At 64.4% G+C, this 23,527-nt stretch carries 25 protein-coding genes; 10 read left to right on the top strand and 15 right to left on the bottom strand.

Annotated features, from left to right (window positions below):
• Window positions 1–121: 121 nt before the first annotated feature.
• Together AB7G19_RS27025 and AB7G19_RS27020 are read right to left on the bottom strand one after the other, a co-directional pair.
• A complete protein-coding gene (locus AB7G19_RS27025) occupies window positions 122–682 on the bottom strand; it encodes a DUF2478 domain-containing protein (protein WP_441268377.1) in 561 nt (186 codons plus the stop codon).
• Between the two features lie 68 nt (window positions 683–750).
• On the bottom strand, window positions 751–2,160 hold the full coding sequence (locus AB7G19_RS27020; protein WP_441268376.1) for an aldehyde dehydrogenase family protein: 1,410 nt from the start codon (window positions 2,158–2,160) through the stop codon (window positions 751–753).
• Window positions 2,161–2,343: 183 nt separating this feature from the next.
• Between AB7G19_RS27020 and AB7G19_RS27015 the strand changes: the two genes are divergently transcribed.
• The gene (locus AB7G19_RS27015) at window positions 2,344–2,721 is read left to right on the top strand and encodes a hypothetical protein (RefSeq protein WP_028159380.1); all 378 of its coding nucleotides are present in this window, start codon (window positions 2,344–2,346) and stop codon (window positions 2,719–2,721) included.
• 157 nt (window positions 2,722–2,878) lie between these two features.
• Window positions 2,879–3,865 (top strand): cysteine synthase A, encoded by a 987-nt coding sequence (locus AB7G19_RS27010; protein ID WP_039150086.1) that lies wholly within the window; start codon window positions 2,879–2,881, stop codon window positions 3,863–3,865.
• 48 nt (window positions 3,866–3,913) lie between these two features.
• On the opposite strand, the gene AB7G19_RS27005 is transcribed toward AB7G19_RS27010, so the two are convergent.
• The 6 genes from AB7G19_RS27005 to AB7G19_RS26980 form a co-directional block, all read right to left on the bottom strand.
• Complete coding sequence (locus AB7G19_RS27005; RefSeq protein ID WP_441268375.1) at window positions 3,914–4,288, bottom strand: winged helix-turn-helix domain-containing protein; 375 nt, start codon at window positions 4,286–4,288, stop codon at window positions 3,914–3,916.
• 147 nt (window positions 4,289–4,435) lie between these two features.
• Window positions 4,436–5,647: an MFS transporter gene (locus AB7G19_RS27000; protein ID WP_441268374.1), complete on the bottom strand. Its 1,212-nt coding sequence runs from the start codon at window positions 5,645–5,647 to the stop codon at window positions 4,436–4,438.
• A gap of 118 nt (window positions 5,648–5,765) precedes the next feature.
• Window positions 5,766–6,209 (bottom strand): cupin domain-containing protein, encoded by a 444-nt coding sequence (locus tag AB7G19_RS26995; protein WP_441268373.1) that lies wholly within the window; start codon window positions 6,207–6,209, stop codon window positions 5,766–5,768.
• 25 nt (window positions 6,210–6,234) lie between these two features.
• Window positions 6,235–7,035 carry an alpha/beta fold hydrolase gene (locus AB7G19_RS26990; RefSeq protein WP_441268372.1) on the bottom strand — a complete coding sequence of 267 codons (801 nt, stop codon included), beginning with the start codon at window positions 7,033–7,035 and terminating at the stop codon, window positions 6,235–6,237.
• A 42-nt stretch (window positions 7,036–7,077) separates the two neighbouring features.
• Window positions 7,078–7,626, bottom strand: coding sequence for an NAD(P)H-dependent oxidoreductase (locus AB7G19_RS26985; protein ID WP_441268371.1), 549 nt, complete (start codon window positions 7,624–7,626; stop codon window positions 7,078–7,080).
• 28 nt (window positions 7,627–7,654) lie between these two features.
• A complete protein-coding gene (locus AB7G19_RS26980; RefSeq protein WP_441268370.1) occupies window positions 7,655–8,887 on the bottom strand; it encodes an acyl-CoA dehydrogenase family protein in 1,233 nt (410 codons plus the stop codon).
• Between the two features lie 420 nt (window positions 8,888–9,307).
• On the opposite strand from AB7G19_RS26980, the gene AB7G19_RS26975 reads away from it, so the two are divergent.
• Complete coding sequence (locus AB7G19_RS26975) at window positions 9,308–10,099, top strand: response regulator transcription factor (protein ID WP_441268369.1); 792 nt, start codon at window positions 9,308–9,310, stop codon at window positions 10,097–10,099.
• Between the two features lie 126 nt (window positions 10,100–10,225).
• Here AB7G19_RS26975 and AB7G19_RS26970 read toward each other — a convergent pair whose 3' ends face one another.
• Complete coding sequence (locus tag AB7G19_RS26970) at window positions 10,226–11,308, bottom strand: substrate-binding domain-containing protein (RefSeq protein WP_441268368.1); 1,083 nt, start codon at window positions 11,306–11,308, stop codon at window positions 10,226–10,228.
• A 112-nt stretch (window positions 11,309–11,420) separates the two neighbouring features.
• Between AB7G19_RS26970 and AB7G19_RS26965 the strand changes: the two genes are divergently transcribed.
• Both AB7G19_RS26965 and AB7G19_RS26960 read left to right on the top strand, forming a co-directional pair.
• Entirely contained in the window at window positions 11,421–12,905 is a 1,485-nt protein-coding gene (locus AB7G19_RS26965; protein ID WP_441268367.1) for an aldehyde dehydrogenase family protein, read from the top strand.
• Between the two features lie 187 nt (window positions 12,906–13,092).
• Entirely contained in the window at window positions 13,093–13,356 is a 264-nt protein-coding gene (locus tag AB7G19_RS26960; protein WP_166352275.1) for a hypothetical protein, read from the top strand.
• 11 nt (window positions 13,357–13,367) lie between these two features.
• Here the strand turns inward: AB7G19_RS26960 and AB7G19_RS26955 are convergent, their stop codons facing one another.
• The 3 genes from AB7G19_RS26955 to AB7G19_RS26945 form a co-directional block, all read right to left on the bottom strand.
• Window positions 13,368–14,159 carry a COG4705 family protein gene (locus AB7G19_RS26955; RefSeq protein ID WP_441268366.1) on the bottom strand — a complete coding sequence of 264 codons (792 nt, stop codon included), beginning with the start codon at window positions 14,157–14,159 and terminating at the stop codon, window positions 13,368–13,370.
• A gap of 69 nt (window positions 14,160–14,228) precedes the next feature.
• On the bottom strand, window positions 14,229–14,567 hold the full coding sequence (locus AB7G19_RS26950) for a hypothetical protein (RefSeq protein ID WP_441268848.1): 339 nt from the start codon (window positions 14,565–14,567) through the stop codon (window positions 14,229–14,231).
• A gap of 121 nt (window positions 14,568–14,688) precedes the next feature.
• Entirely contained in the window at window positions 14,689–15,438 is a 750-nt protein-coding gene (locus tag AB7G19_RS26945) for a COG4705 family protein (RefSeq protein WP_441268847.1), read from the bottom strand.
• Between the two features lie 227 nt (window positions 15,439–15,665).
• On the opposite strand from AB7G19_RS26945, the gene AB7G19_RS26940 reads away from it, so the two are divergent.
• Window positions 15,666–16,328, top strand: a complete 663-nt coding sequence (locus AB7G19_RS26940) for a response regulator transcription factor (protein WP_441268365.1) — start codon at window positions 15,666–15,668, stop codon at window positions 16,326–16,328.
• On the top strand, window positions 16,325–17,635 hold the full coding sequence (locus tag AB7G19_RS26935) for an ATP-binding protein (protein ID WP_441268364.1): 1,311 nt from the start codon (window positions 16,325–16,327) through the stop codon (window positions 17,633–17,635). Before AB7G19_RS26940 ends, AB7G19_RS26935 begins: the two co-directional genes overlap by 4 nt.
• Before the next feature lie 2 nt (window positions 17,636–17,637).
• Here AB7G19_RS26935 and AB7G19_RS26930 read toward each other — a convergent pair whose 3' ends face one another.
• Window positions 17,638–18,534: an alpha/beta hydrolase family protein gene (locus AB7G19_RS26930; RefSeq protein ID WP_441268363.1), complete on the bottom strand. Its 897-nt coding sequence runs from the start codon at window positions 18,532–18,534 to the stop codon at window positions 17,638–17,640.
• A gap of 182 nt (window positions 18,535–18,716) precedes the next feature.
• Here AB7G19_RS26930 and AB7G19_RS26925 point away from each other — a divergent pair, with 182 nt between their 5' ends.
• From AB7G19_RS26925 to AB7G19_RS26915, 3 genes are read left to right on the top strand one after another with little or no spacing between them, the layout of a single operon-like run.
• Entirely contained in the window at window positions 18,717–20,105 is a 1,389-nt protein-coding gene (locus AB7G19_RS26925; RefSeq protein ID WP_441268362.1) for a class II 3-deoxy-7-phosphoheptulonate synthase, read from the top strand.
• A 4-nt stretch (window positions 20,106–20,109) separates the two neighbouring features.
• Window positions 20,110–20,463 (top strand): diacylglycerol kinase, encoded by a 354-nt coding sequence (locus AB7G19_RS26920; protein ID WP_014496149.1) that lies wholly within the window; start codon window positions 20,110–20,112, stop codon window positions 20,461–20,463.
• A 17-nt stretch (window positions 20,464–20,480) separates the two neighbouring features.
• On the top strand, window positions 20,481–22,238 hold the full coding sequence (locus AB7G19_RS26915) for an NAD+ synthase (RefSeq protein WP_441268361.1): 1,758 nt from the start codon (window positions 20,481–20,483) through the stop codon (window positions 22,236–22,238).
• 154 nt (window positions 22,239–22,392) lie between these two features.
• Here the strand turns inward: AB7G19_RS26915 and AB7G19_RS26910 are convergent, their stop codons facing one another.
• Together AB7G19_RS26910 and AB7G19_RS26905 are read right to left on the bottom strand one after the other, a co-directional pair.
• Window positions 22,393–22,785 (bottom strand): cytochrome C oxidase subunit IV family protein, encoded by a 393-nt coding sequence (locus AB7G19_RS26910; protein ID WP_085404837.1) that lies wholly within the window; start codon window positions 22,783–22,785, stop codon window positions 22,393–22,395.
• A gap of 9 nt (window positions 22,786–22,794) precedes the next feature.
• A complete protein-coding gene (locus tag AB7G19_RS26905) occupies window positions 22,795–23,517 on the bottom strand; it encodes a heme-copper oxidase subunit III family protein (protein WP_085404836.1) in 723 nt (240 codons plus the stop codon).
• Window positions 23,518–23,527 lie beyond the last annotated feature (10 nt).

Below are 23,527 nucleotides of genomic sequence, written 5' to 3'. Positions count from 1 at the left end.
GAGGCCCGACCGTCGGCCATATTCCGGGAAACTACTGCCTGCGCGGCGGCGACAGGGGAAGTCGGCGCGCTGCTGTGAGGACTTCACGGACAAGTACGCGAGTCCGGCAGGCTCAGATCGTTCACTTCAGAATTTCGCACACCGTAGGATGTGATCCGGCGTCAAGCCGCGCGTTGCTTGTGGAGATGCTCCGCCACCACGCCTCCAGCGCGTCGCGCTCGCAGCCGAGCCTGACGCTCATGCCGCCGGCGAACTTGATCCAGTCGGCGAAATGGTCTCTGCCAACCGCGATCACCACGGGAATGTCGGCCTCGAGCGCGCGTTCGATCAGATGGGACAGGCCCTTGCCGTCGCGCTCGCGCTTGCCGAAGCGGTTGATGATGAGGAGATCGGCGCCATGCGAGAGGGCTTCCGCGATCCGCATCCCCGCATTTTGCAGCCGCGCGAGATCGAGACGGCAGCCGCGCGCGGCCGGATCGAAATCCTGCGCGAGCAGAAGCGTCTCGCCGCTGTGAAGCAGCACCGCCGACAGGCTCGAATCCGCGCATTGCCCGGCCTGAACCATGCCGACGACGCGACAGCCACGCGCATTCAGATCCGCCGCGAAGCTGCGCAGGACCGCGTCGGGGTCCTGATGCGCCTCGTAGACGAGGGCGGCGAGGTCGCATTGCGCATCGAACATGGTCGGCCTCTGCTTCGTCGCAAAGAGAACGGGGCCGCGGCGGTTTTGCCGCGGCCCCGGATGTCGGATCACGCCGCCGGCGGGCCGTTGATGATCTGCAGCTGGGTGAATTCGGCGAGGCCTTCCTCGGCGAACTCTGTACCGATGCCCGACTGCTTGGCGCCGCCGAACGGGATGTGCGGGGCCATGTCGAGGTGCTTGTTGATCCAGACCGTGCCGGACTCGAGCTGCGTTGCGACCTCGTGCGCGCGCTTGATGTCGGACGACCAGACCGACGCGCCGAGGCCGTAGGTGGTGGCGTTGGCGCGGCGGATCGCATCGTTCTTGTCGGAGTACTTGATCAGCGGCAGCACCGGGCCGAACTGCTCCTCGTCGACCAGTTTCGAGCCTTCCTGGATGTCGCGCACGATGGTCGGCTCGATGAAATAGCCGGGACGGTCCATCGCCGAACCGCCGGCGACCACCTTGCCGTTCTTGCGCGCGTCCTCGAGGAACGTCTTCACCTTCTCGTACTGCATCTTGTTCTGCAGCGGTCCGAGCTTGGTGCCCTGCTTGGCGCCGTCGTCGACCACCGTGCTCTTGGCGATCGCGACCAGCTCGTTGCAGAGCTCGTCATAGACGGACTCGTGGACGTAGAGCCGCTTGATGGCGAGGCAGACCTGGCCGGAGTTCTGGAACGCGCCCTCGAAGATGCCGGGAGCGACCTTCTTCGGGTCGACATCGTCGAGCACGATGCCGGCGTCGTTGCCGCCGAGCTCGAGCGTGATGCGCTTGAGCGTCTGCGCCGCGCTCGCCATCACCTTCTGCCCCGTGGCGGAAGAGCCGGTGAACGAGATCTTGCGGATATCAGGATGCTTGGTCATCTCGCCGCCGAGATCGTTGGCGTCGGTGATGAAGTTGAGCACGCCCTTCGGCAGGACGTCCTTGATCAGCTCGGCGAAGCGCAGGGTCGCGAGCGGCGTGGTCGGCGCCGGCTTCACCACCAGCGTGTTGCCGGCGAGCAGGGCCGACGGCAGCTTGAAGCTGAGGATCAGCAGCGGATAGTTCCAGGGAATGATGGCACCGACGACGCCGAGCGGGCGGCGATAGGCTTCCACCTTGCGGTCGCCGGAATCCTCGATCACCTTCATCGGCAATTCGAGCGAGCTGAGGTAGCGGAAGAACGCGGCCATCCCCAAAACTTCGCCGGTGGCGTCGCCAAGCGGCTTGCCTTGCTCGCTGGTGAGGATGTGGGCGAGCTCGCCCGAATTGGCCTCGATGATTTCGGCCATCCTGTTCACGAGCTTGCGGCGTTCCGCCATCGGGGTCGCGGCCCAGGCCGGGAAGGCGGCCTTCGCCGCGGCGACGGCGGCATCAAGCTGCCCCTTCGAGGCACGCGGGCACTGCGCCAGCACCTCTTCGGTCGCGGGATTGAGAACCGGCATGGTCTGGTCGCCGGGCACCATCTTGCCGTCGATGAGAAGATTGTAGTCACTCATTGGCTTTGCGCTCCCTTGCAGAAACGGGCCGTTCGGGGCCTCGTTATATCGAATTATATATCACGACTTCGCCGGGCCGACCATGGCGGCCGGTTCGATCAATTCCAGAAAAGCAGGGCTGGACGCGGGTGGACATATCGATATATCGTGATGAATATAGCGAACCGTGTTCCGGGACTGACGATGGAAATCAAGGTGAGGCAGCTCACGACCTGCGAGGTGGCGTCCGACGGCGGCGCGATCTCGCTGGGCTTCGAGGATCTGGCGGGCAACCCCGCCGCGGTCAGTGTCTCGCTCAACCAGGTCGGCGCCCTCATCATGACGCTGCCCGGGTTGCTCGAGGCGGCGCTGAAGGCCCGCTACGGCGACCAGAGCCTGCGCTACGCCTATCCGCTGGCGTCCTGGGCGATCGAGCAGGCGACCGATACGACCCAGCGCATCATCACGCTTCAGACCGAGGACGGCTTCAAGGTGCGCTTCTCGATCCCGAAAGCCGAGCAGAGCCTGCTCGGCGAAGCGCTGACCCAGCCGATGCCGGAAATGTCGGTGCGGCCGAACTAGCGGCTTGGGCCATAGGCGCAAATAAAACGCGGCCTAAGAATGGAATTGCCGATTGGGCCGGTCGAACGCCTCAAATATTGCACGCGTCGCCTGAACTAGAGAATCGCATTGCCTGTTCGCCAGCCTAAAGTTGTGGGCGCGGAGAGGTGGGCAAGCGATGAGCGATGTTCGAACGGGTTTCCTGGACGCTATCGGCAACACGCCATTGATCAGGCTGCGAATGCCGTCCGAGGCCACGGGTTGCGAAATCTATGGCAAGGCCGAATTTCTCAATCCCGGCGGCTCGATCAAGGATCGCGCGGCGCTGGCCATGATCAACGATGCCGAACGATGCGGCAAGCTTGGGCCGGGAGGCGTCATCGTCGAAGGAACAGCCGGCAATGTCGGAATCGGCATAGCGCTCGTGGCGAATGCACGCGGCTATAGAAGCGTGATCGTGATGCCTGACACGCAAAGTCAGGAGAAGAAGGACATGTTGCGGCTGTGCGGTGCCGACCTGCGCCTGGTGCCGGCCGTACCCTATTCCAATCCGGGTCATTACGCGCGCTATTCCGGTCAGCTCGCCGAGGAGCTCGGTGCCTTCTGGGCCAATCAGTTCGATAATGTCGCCAATCGGGAGGGGCACTATCGCACGACCGGTCCCGAGATTTGGCAGCAGACGGATGGAAGAATCGACGGCTTCACATGTGCCGTTGGGAGCGGCGGTACCTTGGGTGGGATCGCGCGAGCCCTCAAGGAGCGAAATCCCGGCATCAAGATTGCGCTCAGCGATCCCATGGGGGCCGCTCTCTACAATTGGTTCACCAAAGGCGAGCTGACGACAGAAGGAGACTCCATCACCGAAGGGATCGGGCAAGTCCGTGTCACCCGGAACCTCGAAGGCACGCCCATCGATACGGCATATCAGATTACGGACGAGGAAGCCTTGCCTGTCCTGTTCGACCTGATCGAGCATGAAGGACTGGTGCTGGGTGGCTCAAGCGCGATCAATATCGTTGGAGCCATGCGACTTGCGCGCGACCTCGGTCCGGGCAAAACCATCGTGACCATCCTCGCGGATGGCGGACAGCGCTATCAATCCAAGCTGTTCAACCCGGAATTCCTGCGCAAGAAAAATCTGCCCCTGCCACGCTGGATGCGATAGCGAGCCGCCAGCGGCCGGGTTTCTAACCGTCCATGCGTGCCCGCGCGTTCACGATTTCCGCGAACGGCCGATGTCGCTCCTGAGCGCTTCCAGCTCCTTGTGCACCGCGCGGGCGGCGTCGCGCTCGATCTTGCGGTAGCGCGCAACAAGTTTGTCGCCGAAGGGAGTGAGCATCGCGCCGCCGCCGTTCTTGCCGCCGGCCTGCGGCTCGACCACGGGATGTCCGCAAATGCGGTTGATCTCGTCGACCAGATCCCAGGCGCGCTTGTAGGACATGTCCATGGCCCGGCCGGCCGCCGAGATCGAGCCTTGCTCGCGGATCTGCTCCAAAAGCTCGATCTTGCCGGGCCCGATCCGATCCTCGCCATCGAGGTCGATGCGCAGACTGAGCTGGGGAAGCGATTTGGCGCTCGCGCGCGGCATGACGGGGTCTCTTGGGGCACTTGCATGCGAGATTGCCACTCTTGGCCGCCGCGGACAAGGTGAGGGCGCCTGATTTCCCAGAAGATGGACCTTTTGTCGAGGTCCCCAGAGCACGGGCTTCAGCCCCGTGCCCTTGATCGCTGCATCTTATTCCGCGGGGCTTCCGACCACCGCGCCTTGACTGACGTCCTCGCGGGCGAGGATCATCAAAAGGCCGACGATGATGAGCTCGACCACCGCGAAAGCAATGAAGGCGCCGGTGAACGAGCCGGCCGAGGCGTTGATGATGGCGCCCATCATCCAGGGCGCCACGAAGGCCGAGAAGATGCCAAATACCTCGGCGTATCCAATCGCGGCCGGTGCGAGCGCGTCGGAGTATTTTTCGCTGAGCAGGGCGAAGATAGCGCCGCCGCCGAGCAGCGCGATACCGCTGAGTGCTGCAAACAGCACCAGCATCGAGAACGACATCGGTGTGACCACGCTCCACAGGAACATCAGCGCGGTCAGGAAAGAGAGACATGCGGTGAGTTTGATCATGAAGGGCTTGCCGAGCCGATCGGACATGTAGCCGCCAATCACCAGGAATAGCACCTGCGACAACCCCATGACGGTGCCGATGACAGCGCCGGCTTCCGGCGGCATGTGCTGTACTGTGATGAAGGCCGGCACCACCCAGGTGGCGGTGCCGGCGATCGCGAAGGTGCAGGCCACGATGCCGAAGCCGGCGACCGCGATCCATTTCGAGCGGAAGATCTCGCCGAGCGGAAGGTGCTCCTGCGGTGTTTCGTTGCCCCAGGTGAAACCGTCGATGCCGAGCTCGCGCGGATCGTTGCGGACGACGAGTGCGTCGACGGCTGCAACGAGCAGCGTGCCGATTGCCAGCACGGCGAAGAAGGTCCGCCAACCGGTCGCAATCGTCAGGGGAATGCCGAGCGCGAAATCCATGGTGATGGCGAGGCTGTAGGCGGCGAGGATGATGCCTACCACCGAGCCACGCCGATTTTGCGGAAACCAGCCGAAGATCAGCTTCATGTTGCCGATGAAGATGCCGGCGTCGAAGAAGCCGATCACGAGCCGGAGCATCACGAGCTGTGTGTAGCTTTGTACGAACACCTGGAGCACCATGCCGATGCCAGTGCCCGCAAGCCCGATCAGCAGCATGTTGCGCGCCGTCATCGACCGGCTGACCGGAGACCACACCACCATGCCGATACCGTAGGTCAGCGCAAAGATGCCTTGCGCAAGCCCGGCCTCGGCGGGATTGAGCTTGAGGCTCTCGGAGACGAAGGGCAGTACGGCCGCGAAGGCATACCAGTCGGCGGCGAGAAAGATCTCGCAGAGGATGGCGAGCGCCAGCATGCCTTTTTGCCACCGGGCTATCCGACGGCGGTCGTTCTCGGAGATGGACGTCCAAGTTGTTGTCAGCATGGTCATCATCGGTTCTCGCGGTTTGCGTGTCGACGGAATCGGCGTGGCCTCAGGCGGGCGGCGGCAGGAAGTTGACCTCGTGTTCGGCGGCACGTCGCACGACCTCCTGCGGATCGGGGAGATTGTGGATGCGCTCGAACAGCTCTTTCAGCGACCGCGTCGGTGCGACCCAGAATAGGCTGGTGGCGGTTTCACCCGACTTGTTGAAAATGCCGTGGGGGATGCCCTTGGGCATGCGGACGAGGTCGCCGGCCTTGGCGACAAAGTCCTTGCCGTCGAGCCAGAGGTCGTAGCGGCCGCTCAGCACATGGACGAATTCATCCTGGGTCGGATGCACGTGCGGCGGCACGAAGGTGCCATCTGGAAACACGGCATGCCAGGCCATCGACGCCTCGGAATGCTGCTTCAGCGTGTAGGTCTGGCCCAGAATGTTCCAGATGACGTTGCCAAAGCCTTCTTTGGCAGGGGTCACGCCCGGAGGCATCTCGATCATGGTGGTGTCCTCTGTTGTGTGCGGATCAATCGGCGAGAAAATCGGTGACGTAGTGTGCAGAAGACGGCGTTTCCTCGAACACGAGATGACCGGTCGCCGGCACCAGCGTCACGCGTGCGTCGGGGAGCCCTGCTTTCCAGGCATCTGCCTGGGCGGTCGGGCGCAAGCGATCTGCGGCCCCCCACAGCACCAGCGTCGGCATCGTGATTCGATGCAGCCAGTGCGCGAGCTTGGGATTGCCCTGCGGTTCGCTGCGGATCAGCTTGGCAAAGCCCGTGACCTCGCGTCCAAGCCGGGCGTCGAAGGCCGGATCGGGCGCCTTGGGAAAGTAACGGAGTGCCGCGGCCGGATCGTGCGCGAGATAGGCTGGCAGTTCTTGCGGTGCGATCTCGAACAATCCGGGCGCAGGCGCGCTTCCGACCACAAGACCGGCGGGCGCAACCAGCACCAGCTTGCGGACCCGATGCGGCTGACGGATCGCGAACTCCGCGGCAAGCCATCCGCCGAGGGAGAACCCGGCGAGGTCGAACTGCTCAAGGCCAAGCTTGTCGAACAGATCCATGTAGTGAAGGACGTGATCCTCGACGGTGTCGATCGTCTCGGCGTCGCCGGAGTCGCCAAAGCCCGCATGATAGGGGATGATGACCGTGTGCCGCTTCGCCCAATCGCGCGCCATCTCGAAGCCGGTGAAGGTGCCGGTGCCGTGCAGGAACACCAGCACCGGGCCGCTGCCGATGCCGTGAACGACGGTCCGCACGCCGTTGATCGTATGTTCCGCGCGGGAGAAGCCGGTGAGATCGGGCGAGGGTTTGACGGTATCAAGCATGGTCATCTCCGGTTGAAGGCGGCAGAGCCGGGCGTTGGTGAGTCATGCGGCGGCTTCCTGGCGACCGCTGAGAAGTGAGGCGAATTGTTCGACGGCGTTGGCGAGCCGCGCGGCTGTCATTGGTGCGAGCGGCTCGCCCGGTACGATCTCGCCGCTGCTGGCGTAGATCGCCGTCGAAACGGTGCAGGCTTCGAAGAAGCCGAACAGCGGGCGGAGCTGGTGCTCGACCACCAGCGAGTGGCGCAGGCCGCCGCCGACCGCGGTCAGCAGTACCGGGCGATTGCGCAGCACGCTGGGTTCGATCAAGTCGAATACGTGCTTGAACAATCCGGGATAAGAGCCCTGGAACACCGGGCATCCGATCATGAGACCGTCGGCCTGTTCGATGGCCTCGACGACGGCGCGCGCGTTGTCATCGAGTGCGGTCCGGGTGAAGCCGGCGATGCCGCAACCGGCATCGACAAGATCGAGGACGGTGGTCTTCAGTCCATGCTGCGCCTGAAGATCGGCAGCGACGGCTTCCACCAGCATGCGCGACTTCGCTGGGCGCCAACTATTGCCGCAGAAGCCAACGATGCGGGATGTCCTCACGTCGACGCCCTCGTGTCTGGTCGCTTGCTCAGCCCGTCACCCCGAAGACCGTCCATTGCGCACCAGGGCCGGGGAGGCCGAGCAGCGCACGGCCGCACTCTTCGACGATCTGGTCGGCCATCAGGATGTGCTGCGTGCCCGAATGGATGTCGCGATAGAACCGCTGCATCGGCGTGTTGTGCAGCGAGGCGCCGCGCGCGGCGCGATGCGCGAAGGTGGCGACATCCGACAGAACGTCGTGGACATGGCGCAGTGACAACTTGATCATCGTCATCTGCTCCAGCGACGGACTTTCACCGCCGGCGCAAGTCTCCGAGACGTCCTTCCAGGTTTCGTGGACGAACGCACGTGCTGCGCGGAAACGAGCTTCAGCCTGCGCGAACTGGAACTTGAAGCTCGCGCTGTCGCGCGACTTGCCGAATGGATCCTGGCGCTGGACGATCACCTTGACGAGTTCGTCGAGCATGCGGCGGCCGACACCGACGGCCCAGGCGGAATGCGCCCAGGCGCTGTAGCCCGCCAGTCCCAGCGTACCCTGCACGCCACCTCGGCGCGGCGCGCCAATGTCAAAATCGTAGGTCATGTGCGTGGGCACGAACAGCTCGTCGCCCTCGCTCAAAGTGTAGTCGAAACTTCCCGTCGCGCGCAGGCCGAGCACGTCCCAATTGCCCATCAACTTGATGGTCGTCCGCGGATGGTGGGTGACCACGATCTTGGGCTGGCCGTTCGGGCCGAACACCATGTCCTTGCCGGATGCGTCGGTGACGAAGCAGCCTGAATGGACCCACTCGGCGTGCTGAATGCCGCTGCCATAGGCCCAGTTGCCACGGATCATGTAACCGCCATCGACCGGTCGGGCGAAGCCGCGCGGCACGCCGTTGCCGGCAATCGTGATGTCGGGGCCGCCCGCGAAGACTTTCTTGATGCCTTCGTCCTCGATGTAGATGGCGAGCGTCGTGCCTTCCATGTTGTTGCCGATGACGCACCAGCCGGCGGAGGCGTGTGCGTAAGCGAGCCGCTCGATCACGGTCATGGCGTCGTAAGGCAGAAGCTCGGCGCCGCCGACCTCCTTCGGGAACAGCATGGTGTAGATGCCGGCCTTGCGCAGCGCCGCTACCACGTCGTCAGTCAGATAGCCCTGTGTCTCGGCCTCCGCGGCCCTGGATTCGACCAGCGGTAGCAGCGCGTCGAGGCGCGCATGGAACTCGGCCACCGTCGGGGTCGCGGAAGGCTTTACGACGAGTTGCACGGAAGGGCTCATGGTCGGTGTCTCCACGTCGGGCTGTTGGTTCTTCGCGAAACGCTGCTGGACGCGAAGATCTGGGTCGGGCGGAACAGACGCCGGTCGCGGGCAAGACTCCGCCCACACGCGCCAAAGACTGTTGGTGCGCGCGACGAACGGCTCGCGTTGGCGTAGCGATGTCCCCGTCGGAACCGCGCGAACGTCGTTACGCGATCCCGATGGCCAAGATGCTAGAGATGAGGCGGCTAAAGCCGCAATCCCCCATCATGGGGGGTGTTGGCCATGCTGCTCTGCCGCAAAGCTGGGCCGGGAGAGCCATGTTTTGCCGCTTCTTTTCGCTTGACCAAAGGTCAGGCGAGGCAGAAATTTTAAGCCTATAACAATCGGCAATGACGCGCGTGTGTCCGAGGGCACCGCGCGTTCGCGCGAGGAGTGGCGGTGAGAGCCGAGCAGGAGCATTTGGATGGTCTGCCCGAGCGCCAGCTCGCAGATCGGCTGATGTCCATCGCCGAGAGCCGCTCGGTGCGCTCGCTTGGCATTGCCTGCTGCTCCGCGATCACGGAATTGACGGGATCGCCGACCGTCGGCCTCTATTTGCTCGACGGGCTCGAACCGGAACTGGTCTACAGCCGGCACGTCGCAGACGGCCTGCTCGACAATTACAGGGCCGGCTTCTGGAAGCGCGACCCCGTGCTCGACTGCATCATGACCCAAGGCCGCGCGGTCGACGGCGAAACGGTGATCGGTCCGCAGCAATGGCGGCACAGTCCGTCCTTCGAGATGCTGCACGAGTGGGGCTTTGCATACAACATGGGCGGCCCGTTGTGGTGCGGGCAGAAGATCGTCGGCGTGCTGTTTACGGCGACGACTGATACGGACGCGCCGTACACGATGCGGTCGCGGCAGCGCATGGAGATGCTGTGTCGGGCCGGCTCGCTCGCTTTGACCAACATGACGAACGCGGGCGCGATCGACGCCCATCCTGCTGCAATCCGGGTCCCCGAGCCGGCAACGACGCCGGTGGCGACGCTCTCGGCATCGCTTCCGCCACGGTCCGCGGACGTCGCCATCCGGGTCTGCCGCGGCCAGACCAACAAGGAAATCGCCCGCGAGATGGGGATTTCCGATCAGACCGTGAAGGAGCACGTCGCGAACCTGTGCCGACGCTTCGGCGTGCACAACCGCACCGAGCTTGCGGCCTGCCTGCTGAGTCCGAGCGCTCGGCAATAAGGTGCCGCGCCGGATCAGATATGGTTGACGATCAACTTGAGTGAACCGACGAAGGTCGGACGCTGGCGATAGTGCCCGTGCCGCGCATCCCATCGGCGGGACGCGAGATCATTGCCGAGCCGAGCATCACCGCACGGCGTGCATCTCCAGAAACGCCTTCACGCCGGTGACATCGCCGGTATCCGACGGCACGTAGCCGGGCAGGGTGGCGACGGCGGCGCGGAAATCGGCGCTGCGCATGATCTCCAGGATGCGCTGCATTGGCCCGGTATCGAGGAAGGCACGCTTGCAGACGAAGAAATAGTCCTCGGTGAGGGTGCGGATGAAATCGAGGCCGAAGTGGCGGGCGGCCGCCTCGACGCCAAAACTCGCATCCGCCATGCCGCTCGCGACATAGGCCGCGACGGCGGCGTGGGTGAACTCGATCTGCTGCGCGCCGTTGATCTTGCTCTCGTCGATGCCGTTCGCGGCAAGCAGCTGGTCGAACAACAGGCGCGTGCCGGAATCATGGTCGCGGTTGACGAAGCGGACTTTTGGCCCGGTGAGGTCATGAAGCGAAGCGATGCGCAGCGGATTGCCGCGCGCGACCATCAGCCCCATCTCGCGCGTGACGAAACTGATGATGCGATCCTCGCGCGGGTCCAGCCATTCGCGCGCAGCCTTGATGCCTTGCGCGCGCAGCGCGCCGTGCGGCAGATGCAGGCCGGAGAGGTCGCAGGCGCCTTGCGCCAGCGCGACCAGCGAATGCTGGTTGCTGACATAGCGCAAATCGACGCCGATGCCGGGCTCGCGATCGAGGAATTCACGCAATTTTGCCACGGCAAAGCCGTGGCTGGCATGAACGCGGATCACCGAAGGGCGCTGTTCGAGGAACGGCTTTATCTCGCTCGCCAGCTCCTGCGCCAGATTTTCGAGCTGTGGCCCGAGCCGGGCCTGCATGCGCTCGCCGGCCCACACCAGCCGCTCGCCGAACGGCGTGAGCTTCGAGCCTCTGCCGCGCTGGGTTTCGACCAGAGGGGTTCCGAAGAAAGCCGACCATTGCTCGATCAGATTCCAGACGTGCCGGTAGGACAGGTGCGCATCGCTGGCCGCACTCGTGATCTTCCCGGTCTTCCGGATTTCGTTGAGCACGCCGAGCATCACCACCACGGTGCGCGGATTGCCTTCCCGGCGAAACCGCCAGACAGCCTCGATCTCAATCTGAAGCATGGGTCTTCCTTATGAACTTCGCTTCATATATGGGACGTCCATTTGCAAACCATATCATATTTACTCAAGCCAATAGGCGCCTAGTCTGGTATACCAGAACAGGAGAAATATGATGTCTGTTGCATATGACTTTGCGCACTCTCCGGCGACCGAATTCATGTCCCGGCCGCAGCATCTGCTCATCGACGGCCGCCGCGTCCCCGCGAGCTCCGGCCGTACCTTCAAATCCCTCAACCCGGCCACAGGGCAGGTCATCGCCGTCGTCGCCGAAGGCGGCGAGGCCGATGTCGAGCACGCCGTGGCAGCCGCGCGCCGGGCATTCGAAGGTCCGTGGCGTACGATGCGCGCCTCGGAGCGCGGCCAGATCCTGCTGCGCTGGGCGGATCTGCTTAAGGCACACGCCGAAGAAATCATCGAGCTCGAGTCGATCGATGCCGGCAAGCCGATCTCCGCGACGACGCGCCAGGATTTTCCGGCCGCGGTCGACACGCTGATCTACTACGCCGGCTGGGCCGACAAGATCAGCGGCGACGTCGTGCCGGTACGTGACGATGCATTGACTTATACAGTGCGCGAGCCGGTCGGCGTGGTCGCGGCGATCGTGCCGTGGAATTTCCCGCTGATGATCGGCATGTGGAAGCTCGCGCCGGCGCTGGCCTGCGGCTGCACCATCGTGATGAAGCCGGCCGAGCTGACCTCGCTGTCGGCGCTGCGCATCGCCGAGCTCGCGCTCGAAGCGGGCCTGCCGGCGGGCGTCTTCAACGTCGTCACCGGTCCGGGCCGGGTCGTCGGCGACGCGCTGGTCAATCACCCTGACGTGGACAAGGTGACCTTCACCGGCTCGCCCGGCGTCGGCCGCGGAATCATGAAGGGCGCGGCCAGCAACTTCAAGCGCGTCTCGCTCGAGCTCGGCGGCAAGTCGGCCAACGTCATCTTTGACGATGCCGATCTCGAAGCGGCGTCCAAGGCTGCGGCCTCAGGCATCTTCTTCAATGCCGGCCAGGTGTGCTCGGCCGGCTCCCGCGTGCTGGTGCAGGAGAAGGCGTACGACGAAGTCGTCGAGCGTCTCGCGGCGCGCGCAAAGTCGCTCAGGATCGGCGATCCGCTCGATCGCAAGACGGTGCTTGGCCCCGTCATCTCCGAGAAGCAGATGAAGTCGATCCTCGACTATGTCGACATCGGCCAGAAGGAGGGCGCGACCCTCGTCACCGGCGGCGAGAAGGTCGGCGATCGCGGCTATTTCATCAGCCCCGCGGTGTTCGCAGGCGTCGCACACGAGATGCGGATCTCGCAGGAGGAGATTTTTGGCCCCGTCGTCAGCGTCATCAAGTTCAAGGACGAGGCCGATGCGCTCAGGATCGCCAACGGCACGGCCTACAGCCTCGCCGCCGGCGTCTGGAGCCGCGACATCGGCAAGCTCCAGCGCTTCGCCAAGCGGGCGCGTGCGGGCACGGTCTGGATGAACACCTATGGCTACACCGACGTGCGCCTGCCCTGGGGCGGCGAGCGCGACTCCGGCCTCGGCCGTGAGCACGGCACCGCCGCGCTCGACAATTTCACCGAGCCCAAGGCTGTCTGGATGAATCTGGCCGTCTGATAACCTCCCGATCGGCCAATCCTGGGCCCGCCTGATCGTCCGGTCAGGCGGGCTCTCTTTTCGACATCGATAAAATTGTCTGCATTCCGCTCAGCGGCGGCAAACCCTGCGGACAAGAAGGCCGCTGCCTTAAACCTCGGCTTTGGAACCGGCGTGCTTCCTGCCTGCAAAAGGTTGGGGCATCGACATGTCTGTTCTCAGGGAGATCGTTGCGGCGGTTGCGGGAGTCTACGCGCTCCTGTTCGTCTGCGACGCATTGTTCGGCGTCGGCGAGGCGCGTTTCGACGACGCCTATTACAGCGCCAGTTTCTACGCGCCGCGGCCGAAGGAATTCCGCTTCGCCAGCGACACGCCGCCGGCGGTCCGCGTCAGCGAGGCCTTCGCGCAGTTTGCGCCGGGCGAGACCAAGCCGAACCGGCGCTACTCGTCTCTGACGACGATCATCCGCTAACGTTCGGCCATTCAGGCTTGCTCCGTCGCTGGGGCGTCGCCGGGATGCTGCCCCGCGCGTTGCGGAATCAGCAGCAGGCACACCAGCATAAAGGCTGCGATCACGACCGAGGCCAGCGGCCGGCTCAGCGCCAGCCCGCCGTGGTCGAGCGGCTTGTCGAGAAAGTCGCCGACGGTCGCACCCAGCGGACGCGTCAAGATGAAGGCGGTCCAGAACAGCGTGACGCGTGAGACGCGGGTCCAGAAGTAAAGTGCTGCGATAACGGCGAGTCCGGCCGCGAAGATCAATGCGCCGCCGCGATAGCCCATATCGCCGGTATCCGCGATCCAGTCGCCGAGCGCAGTACCCAGTGTTTGCGAAAAGGTGATCGCGCCCCAATAGAAGGCCTCAACGCGCGGTGTGCTGACGCTGTTGACCGAGATCGTTCCCTCGGCGCGATACCAGAGGCCGAGCACCAGCACGAGACAAGTGAGGAGCAGCGTCGAGCCGCCGGTATAGCCGATGCCAAGCGACCGGTCGGCGAAGTCAGCCATCGTGGTGCCGAAGGTGGTCGATGCGACGATGGTGGCCCAATACAGTGCCGGATTGAATTTGCGCGCGCGGACCTGCGCCGCGACCAGGACGATCATGGCCGCGAGGAACAGGCAAGTCCCGGCCAGATAGCCCCAGTTCAGCGTCATGGTGACGGTGTCACCGCCGGTCTCGCCGAGCGTGGTGGCGGCGATCTTGATGATCCAGAAACCGAGCGTGACCTCGGGGACCTTGCTCTCGCTGGTGATGTTGCTCTTGGTCTGATCTTCCATTGTGTCCTCGTTGATGCGTCAGCCGCGGACCGGGATCCGCGGCTGACGGGATGGTGGCGCGCAGAAGCGTCAGGATTTCGCGGCGGTATCCATGGCCGCGAGCAGGTCAGCGACAGCCTGTTTGCACTTCGCCGCATCCGGCGCGCCCGCGCGCAGCGCCTCCAGCGCGCGGTCGATCGCCTTGTCGACGGTGTGCCAATCGGCTGCCGCGCGCGGCTTCAATCCGGCTTCGGCCTCGTCCCATTTGGTCTCGAGGTCCTTGATTCTTGTCTTGGCGGCGGGGAGGTCGCCCTTGTCGATCAGCGCGGCGACGTCGACCACGATGCTCCGGAACGGCGTGAGATCACCGAGCTTTGCGGTCGCGGCTTCTGCGAACGGCACGAAGGTGAAGTGCTGGGTCGCATGCATGCGCGGCTCGCCTGTGAAGGTCGTCAGCAGACAGACGGCGACGGCGGAAATCAGTTTCATCATGTGGTTTCTCCTGGTGGAGCTCCTGCTTCATGCAGAGAGCGGGATTTCGCGGTTGAAGCTATTGCGCCGGATCGGCGCGGCGCCTGCCGTCGCCCTCGAAGGAGACCCAGGCGACGAGGCCGACGATCACGGTCAGGAAGGCGATGCTGGTCTGGATCGTGCCGAGGCCGATGCCGCCGTACTCGCGCGATTGCGAGAGCAGATCGCCGAGCGAGGCGCCAAGCGGGCGGGTCAGGATGTAGGCAAGCCAGAAGGTGAGGACGGGATTGGCGCCGAAGTAATACGCCATCATCACCGCCGCGATCAGCACGCCGAAGGCGGCGACGCCGAGCTGGAAACCGAGACCAAGTGCTTCGGTGGCAAGATCGCCTGCGGCCGTGCCGAGCGCGAAGGTGAACAGGATTGCCGTCCAATAAAACAGCTCGCGCCGCGTCGTCACGATGCTGTGGATCGATAGCGTGCGCTCGACGCCGTACCAGACCGCAAAGGTCGCGGCGAGCGCGCAAGCGAACGCCGCTGTGCTGATGTAGAGGCTGATCTCGAGCTTGTCGGTCAGGAGATCCGTGAGCTGCGTGCCGACGATACTGACGAGAACGACGGTCAGCCAGTAGATCCAGGGCACGTAGACGCGGCGGTTCAGTTGCAGCAGCAGGGCAGCGACCAGCAGGCTGCTCATGCAGATCGCGGTCAGGCTGGCGCCGAGGCCGACATGCACCGCGAGATAGTCGGCGCTGGTCTCGCCAACCGTGGTCGAGAGAATCTTGATGGCCCAGAAGATCGCCGTGACCTCCGGAACCTTGTTCAGCATCCGTCTTGCGCCAAAACCTGAATATTGCGACACGCCCAAATCTCCCAAAGCCGAAGCGATGCGAGACCGTCGCGCAGGCGACTTAGGCCGGGCTTAGGGACGAGAATTCTCAATGCGGGGCGGCCTTCGCCGCATTTTGGGCCTGCTGGCGTTCCCTAACTCTGCGCTAAGTCGGAACGGTCATGATTTTGACGGCCGGATGGCCCGGCGGTTTCGAGGATCGAGCTTTGCGAGTTTTACTGATCGAGGATGACAGGATGGTCGGTGCCGCCGTCGAACAGGCGCTGAAGGATGCTGCTTACGCCGTCGACTGGGTGAGAGACGGCGAGTCCGCGCTGGTTGCCGCCTCAGCCGAGTCTTACGAGGTGCTGCTGCTCGATCTCGGCCTGCCGAACGCGGACGGCCGGGATATCCTGCGGCAGTTGCGCGCGAATGGCTGCAGGTGCCCGGTCATTATCGTCACCGCGCGGGATGGCGTCGATCACAGGATCGAAGGCCTCGATCTCGGCGCTGACGATTATCTGGTCAAGCCGTTCGAGATACGCGAATTGCTGGCGCGGATGCGGGCGGTGCTTCGCCGCGAAGGCAGCGGTGCGCCCGCTGTGCTTGGCAACGGCAAGCTCAGTCTCGATCCTGCGACCCGCGAGGCTTCGCTGTCTGGCCAAACGGCCCTCCTGACCGCGCGCGAGTTCGCGCTGCTCCAGGCTTTGTTGACGCGCCCCGGCACCATCCTGTCGCGGAGCGAGCTCGAGCGGCAGCTTTACGGCTGGAACGAGGAGGTCGAAAGCAACGCGGTCGAATTCCTGATCCACACCATCCGCAAGAAGCTCGGCACGGAGGCGATCCGTAACGTGCGCGGGATGGGATGGATGGTGGATCGCGCGCCATGATCAACTCGCTGCGCGGCCGGCTGTTCATCAGCTTGACGACGATCGTGCTGGTGACCGGGCTCACCGGAGGCGTCTTCGCACACCGGTGGGCATTCGATGAGGCGATCGAGACGCAGGACTCCGTGCTGATCCAGATCGCGGGCCTCGTTCAGAGCGGTGGCTTCACCGGAGCTCAGGACCTCCATGGGGTCGATGAGAATTCCGAAGTCTGGCTGATGGAGCTGGGCAGGGCGCCGCAAGGCACACCCGAGGAGCGCCAGTTGTGGCGGCTTCAGGATGGGATGCGCGATGCAACGCGACAGGGAAAACCGGTCCGGGTGGTGCTGAGGACGCGATCCGACGGCAGCCGGTTTGCCGTGGCCCAGAGCACGGGGGTCAGGGATGAGATCGCAAGTGACATGGCGCTCCGCACCGTGCTTCCGATCGCCGCGCTGATCCCTTGCCTGATGCTGGTGATCGCCTTTGTCATTGCCGGATCGCTTCGACCCATGGTCCGGCTGGCGGACGAACTCAACGCACGGCGTGCGGATGACATGACGGCCTTGCCGCTTCGCGACCTCCCAAGCGAACTGAATCCGTTCGTGTCTTCCATCAACGGCCTGTTGCAGCGCATGCACGAGATGATAGGGCAGCAGCGAAGGTTTATCGCGGACGCCGCGCACGAACTGCGCACACCGCTGACGGCGTTGAGCGTACAGGCTGAGAATCTCGATCACGTCGAACTGCCACCGGCCGCGCGCGAGCGCCTTGCGGCGCTTCGGCAGGGCATGAGTCGCAGCAAGCATCTTCTGGAGCAGTTGCTTGCGCTGGCGCGACACGACGCTGCGCCCACCGATTGCGGGCAATGGGAGGTTGTGGAGCTCGATCACGCGGCGAAGAGCGTCATCGCCGATCTCTTGCGGGAGGCGATCAGCCGCGGCGTCGATCTTGGTTTCGAACGGGCCGAGTCTGTTCCGGTGCGCGGCGAGCCGGTCATGCTCGCAGCCATGATCCGCAATCTTCTCGACAACGCGCTCCGTTTCACGCCGGCGGGCGGCAGGATCGATGTGGCGATTTACCGGGACGGCGCCATGGCTGTGCTTCGGATCGAGGACAATGGACCAGGCGTGTCCCCCGACGAGATAGGCCGGATATTCGAGCCGTTTTTCCGTGGGCAGCGGCCGGAAGGCGAGGGCGTCGGTCTGGGCCTCTCGATCGTCAAGCGGATTGTCGATCGGCTTGGGGGATCGATCGACGCTGCGAACATCACGGAGGGCGAACGAAGCGGATTACGGATCGTCATCAAGCTGCCCGCGGCGGCCGCGTAATATCACTCCCCCTGGATCCATTCCGCCACGCCGCGCCACAGCGTGTCGCGGTGCTCGGGGCGGAAGAAGCCGAAATGGCCGATCGCCTTGGCGCCGACGTCGGACGGCTTCACCGTCAGCACCTCCGGCTTGATCGCGGAGAAGCCGCTCGCGAGCAGCTCGACCGCGGGCCGCGTCGCCCAGGGATCGTCGGAGAAGCAGAGCGCGCGCAGCTCGCCCTTGAACTTTGCGAAGTTCTCCAGCGCCGGCAATTTGGAGTCGAACAGATAGCGCGGGCTGGAGACCCAGTCGGCCCATTGCAGGAAGACGCCCTTGGGCAGATCCTCGCCGATGCCGGCCCAGGCCGGGGCGTAGCCGAGCGCGTGGACGAGCGGTACGCCGACGAAATTCATGAAGGCGTAGACGCGATATTTCTCCGGCGACGCCATCAGCTGCCAGGTCGCGGCCTGCGAGGCCACGAAGGCGGCGCGCGAGATGTCGCTGTTGTTTTCGATCAGCCCGAGCGCCTGGCCGCCGAAGGAGTGGCCGACATAGGCGAGCGGCAGGGTGGTGTAGCGCTCGCGCATCCAGCGCACCGCAGCGGTGACGTCCTGCGCGGCCCAGTCCGACATCGAGGCCTTGAATCCGACCAGCGATTTCGGCTGGTTGTAGCCGACCATCGCCGGCTGCCGGGAATCGCCGATGCCGCGATAATCGTAGGTCAGGACCGCGCAGCCGCGATGGGCGAGGTCGGAGGCAAAGCCGCGATAGATCTTTCGCGGGACGGCGGTGGCGGAGTTGATCAGCACGGCATGGCGTTTGGTGCCGCGCGGCAGGAACAGGGTGCCTGCCAGCGGATACCCGTCCGTCGCCGGGAAGGTGATCTCGTCGATGAAAACGTCGTCGCGCGCCGCGTCCATGGGCAGCCGATGTCCTGCCGGTTTCCTTGCCAGCCCTCAGCAAATGCGAATTCGGCTTTCCCCGCAAGGGTTTGCAGTGCGAAATGGATTTACAACTGGCGGCCGGGGACCGGGCTGTGTATAAGGCGGCCCTCGCAACCCACAGATCAGGTTGTGCTTTTTTACTTCACGGAGAGATTGCGATGTCCGAGCGGTGGACGCCCGAGTCCTGGCGCAGCAAGCCGGTGCTACAGGTGCCCGATTATCCCGACGCCAAGGCCTTGGCCGACGTCGAGGCGCAGCTTGCGACCTTTCCGCCGCTGGTGTTCGCGGGCGAGGCGCGCAATCTGAAGAAGGCGCTGGGGCGCGTTGCGGCCGGCGAGGCCTTCCTGCTCCAGGGCGGCGATTGCGCCGAGAGCTTTGCCGAGCACGGCGCCAACAACATCCGCGATTTCTTCCGGGTGCTGCTGCAGATGGCGGTGGTGCTGACCTATGCCGGCGCGGTGCCGGTGGTGAAGGTTGGCCGCATTGCCGGCCAGTTCGCAAAACCGCGGTCGTCGCCGACCGAGAAGATTGATGGCGTCGAGCTGCCGAGCTATCGCGGCGACATCGTCAACGACATCGCCTTCACCAAGGAAGCGCGCGTGCCGGATCCGCAGCGCCAGCTGATGGCCTATCGCCAGTCGGCTGCGACGCTGAACCTGCTGCGGGCGTTCGCGACCGGCGGCTTTGCCAATCTCGGCAGCGTGCATCAATGGATGCTCGGCTTCCTGAAGGACTCGCCGCAGTCCCGCCGCTACAAGGAGCTGGCTGACCGTATCTCCGACGCGCTCAACTTCATGCAGGCCTGCGGCCTCGACCTCGAGAGCCATCCGGAGCTGCGCGCGACCGATTTCTACACCAGCCACGAGGCACTGCTGCTCGGCTACGAGCAGGCCATGACCCGCGTCGATTCCACCACCGGCGACTGGTACGCGACCTCGGGCCACATGATCTGGATCGGCGACCGCACCCGTCAGCTCGATCACGGCCATGTCGAATATTTCCGCGGCATCAAGAACCCGATCGGCCTGAAGTGCGGCCCGTCGCTCAAGCCCGACGAGCTCTTGAAGCTGATCGACGTGCTCAACCCCGACAACGAGCCGGGCCGGCTGACGCTGATCAACCGCTTCGGCTCCGACAAGGTTGCCGACCATCTGCCGGGACTGATCCGCGCCGTGAAGCGTGAGGGCAGGGTTGTGGTCTGGTCGTGCGATCCCATGCACGGCAACACCATCACCTCCACGTCAGGCTACAAGACACGCCCGTTCGACCGCGTCCTGTCGGAGGTGAAGTCGTTCTTCACCATCCACGCGGCGGAGGGCACGCACGCCGGCGGCGTGCATCTGGAGATGACCGGCCAGGACGTCACCGAGTGTATCGGCGGCGCCCGCGCGATCACCGACGAGGATCTCAACGACCGCTACCACACGGTCTGCGATCCCCGCCTCAATGCCGAGCAATCGATCGACATGGCTTTCCTGGTCGCGGAGCTCCTCAAGCAGGAACGCGCCGGCAAGGCCAGGCCGATGCCGGTCGCCGCGGGGCTCTAACACCTTGCTGCGGATCTGGAAGGCGACGATCAATTCACGCAACGGTCTGGCCTTCGCGTTCCGGTCGGAGCAGGCCGTTCGCGAGGAGATTTTTGCGCTCATCCTGTCGGTGCCGCTGGCGTGGTTCGTCGCCGCGACGGCGCTGCGGGCGGTCGAGCTGGTCTGTTCGGTCGCGTTCGTGCTGACGGTCGAGCTGCTCAACACCGCGATCGAGAAGCTTGCCGACCGGCTGACCATGGATCACGACAAGCAGATCGGCCGCGTCAAGGACATGGGCTCGGCCGCGGTCGGCGTTGCGCTGCTGATGGCCGGCGCATTCTGGATCATCGCCATCGTCGAGCGATTGGGGTTCCTCTGAAGCGGAGTGCGGCGGCCATGACCGAACGTCTCAACGTATTCGCGGTCACGCTCGCCCAGCTCAATCCGACCATGGGCGACATCGAGGGCAATGCCGCGAAGGTGCGTGCGGCGCGCGCGCAAGCCAGGTCCGACGGCGCCGATCTCGTGCTGTTTCCGGAATTGTTCATCGCCGGCTACCCGCCGGAAGATCTGGTACAGAAGCCGGCGTTCCAGGACACCTGCCGCGCCGCGATCGAGGCGCTCGCGCGCGAGACTGCGGATGGCGGCCCGGCGGTGCTGGTCGGCACGCCCTGGATCGAGGACGGCAGGCTCCATAATGCCTGCGCGCTGCTCGATGGCGGAAAAATCGCCGCCTTGCGCTTCAAGTGCAATCTGCCGAATTACGGCGTGTTCGACGAGAAGCGGCTGTTTTCGCGCGGCCCTGCCGCAGGTCCCGTGACCGTGCGCGGCGTGCGCATCGGCGTGCCGATCTGCGAGGACATCTGGCTGGAGGAGTCCGAGGATTACGAGAACGTGGTCGAGACGCTGGCCGAGACCGGCGCCGAGATCATCCTGGTGCCGAACGGCTCGCCCTATGCCCGCGACAAGAGCGACGTGCGCCTGTCGGTCGCCGTGGCGCGTGTCACCGAGAGCGGCCTGCCGCTGGTCTATCTCAACCAGGTTTGCGGCCAGGACGAGCTGGTGTTCGACGGCGGTTCCTTCGCGCTCAACGGCGATCTCTCGCTTGCGGCGCAATTGCCGGCGTTCGAAGAGAGCGTCACCACATTGCGCTTCACCAGGAACGGCGAGGATTGGCGCTGCGCGGGGCCGATTGCCGCGCAGCCCGAGGGCGACCGCGCCGACTATGCGGCCTGCGTGCTGGGCTTGCGCGACTACGTCGCCAAGAACGGCTTTCCCGGCGTGCTGCTCGGCATCTCCGGCGGCATCGACTCCGCTCTCTGCGCGGCGATTGCGGTCGATGCGCTCAGTGCCGACCAGGTGCATGGCGTGATGCTGCCTTATCGCTACACCGCGGCGAGCTCGATCGCGGACGCGGGCGAACTCGCCGGGCATCTCGGAATCCGCTACGAGGTGCTGCCGATCGCTGAAGCCGTGACCGGCTTCGAGACCATCCTGTCCGGCATCTTTAAGAACCTGCCGCCCGATATCACCGAGGAAAACCTGCAGGCCCGCACCCGCGGCACGCTGCTGATGGCGATCTCCAACAAGACCGGGCTGATGGTGGTGACGACCGGCAACAAGTCGGAAATGTCGGTCGGCTACGCCACGCTCTATGGCGACATGAACGGCGGCTTCAATCCGATCAAGGATATCTACAAGACGCAGGTGTTTCGGCTGGCCGCGCTGCGCAACCACTGGAAGCCCGACGGCGCGCTCGGGCCCGCGGGCGAGGTCATTCCGCCCGATATCATCACGCGTCCGCCGACGGCGGAGCTGCGCGAGAACCAGACCGACCAGGACTCGCTGCCGCCTTACGACGTGCTCGATGGCATCCTGGAGCGTCTGATCGAGCGCGAGGAGCCGCTCGACAAGATCATCGCCGCCGGCTTCGACCGCGAGACGGTCGCCCGCATCGATCATCTGCTCAACGTCGCCGAATACAAGCGCCGCCAGGCCGCACCGGGCGTGAAGGTGACGGCCCGGAATTTCGGCCGCGACCGCCGCTATCCCATCACCAACCGCTTTCGCGATAAGGGCGAGCCGTCGCCTGCGGCGGACGAGACGCTGGTCTCGCGCGGCAGCAAGGCGTCGATCGACGCGTTCGAGGGCTGATGCGAGCCGCGCGGCGATGGCGCCCCACCCCTGTCATCATCCGCGAAGGCGGATGATCCAGTACTCCGTGGCGGGCATTGTAGGAACCGACTGCTGACACGGGTTACTGGATGCCCCGCCTTCGCGGGGCATGACAGTGCAAATCAGCTTGCCGCTACGACGGGGTTGCGAAAAACATCACCCGAAGCAAGTGGGTGTATTCGGATTCGAGCACCATGATGGTCACAAACACCATTACCGCGATCGGCGGCAGCAGGATGGCATAGGTGAGGGCCAGCCGCTCCCAGGCCATGTGCATGAAGACGGCGACGATCAGGCCGGCCTTCAACACCATGAACAGCAGGATCAGCGACCACCTGAGGTAGCCGTGTAGGCCAAAGTAGTCGACGAGGTAGGAGCACGTGCTGAGGACGAACAGCCAGCCCCAGACCACGAGGTAGAGCTTGATCGGGTGCTGTTGCCCCTTGGCGTGCACGGCTGCTGTTGCGACTGCGCCGTGCGCCGGAGCGTGGAGCTGGCCTTCCATGTGTACCGCCGCGTTTGTCATGCGCCGACCTCACCAAAGATAGAACAATGCAAAGATGAACACCCACACGAGATCGACGAAGTGCCAGTACAGGCCCATGATCTCGACGATCTCGTAATAGCCCTTGCGGCTTGTGAAGAAGCCGCGCCTCTCGACGTCGAAGTCTCCACGCCAGACCTTTCGCGCGATCGCGATCAGGAAGATCACGCCGATCGTCACGTGGGTGCCGTGGAAACCGGTGATCATGAAAAAGCTTGAGCCAAACTGCGCCGCGCCCCATGGATTGCCCCAGGGCCGGACGCCCTCCATGATCAGCTTGGTCCATTCGAACGCCTGCATTCCGACGAAGGTTGCGCCGAATGCCGCCGTGACCAGCATCAGGATTGCGGTTCTCACGCGATCGCGGCGGTAGCCGAAATTGACGGCCATCGCCATCGTGCCGCTGCTGCTGATCAGGACGAAGGTCATGATGGCGATCAGGATCAGCGGGATGTGGTTGCCCCCGATATTGAGGGCGAAGACTTCGCTGGGATTCGGCCACGGCACGGTCGTGGACATGCGCGCCGTCATGTAGGAGAGCAGGAAGCAACTGAAGATGAAGGTGTCGCTGAGGAGGAAGATCCACATCATGGCCTTGCCCCAGGACACGTTCTTGAAGGCGCGCTGATCGGACGCCCAGTCGGCGGCGATGCCGCGCCAGCCTTCAAGCCGCGCAGGCGATTGGCCCGAATGTGTCAGCACGGTTTCAGCCATCTGGTCTCGC

The organism is Bradyrhizobium sp. 215_C5_N1_1 (genome assembly GCF_052075935.1).
GTDB lineage: Bacteria > Pseudomonadota > Alphaproteobacteria > Rhizobiales > Xanthobacteraceae > Bradyrhizobium > Bradyrhizobium barranii.
This window is presented reverse-complemented; position numbering and strand designations above follow the sequence as displayed.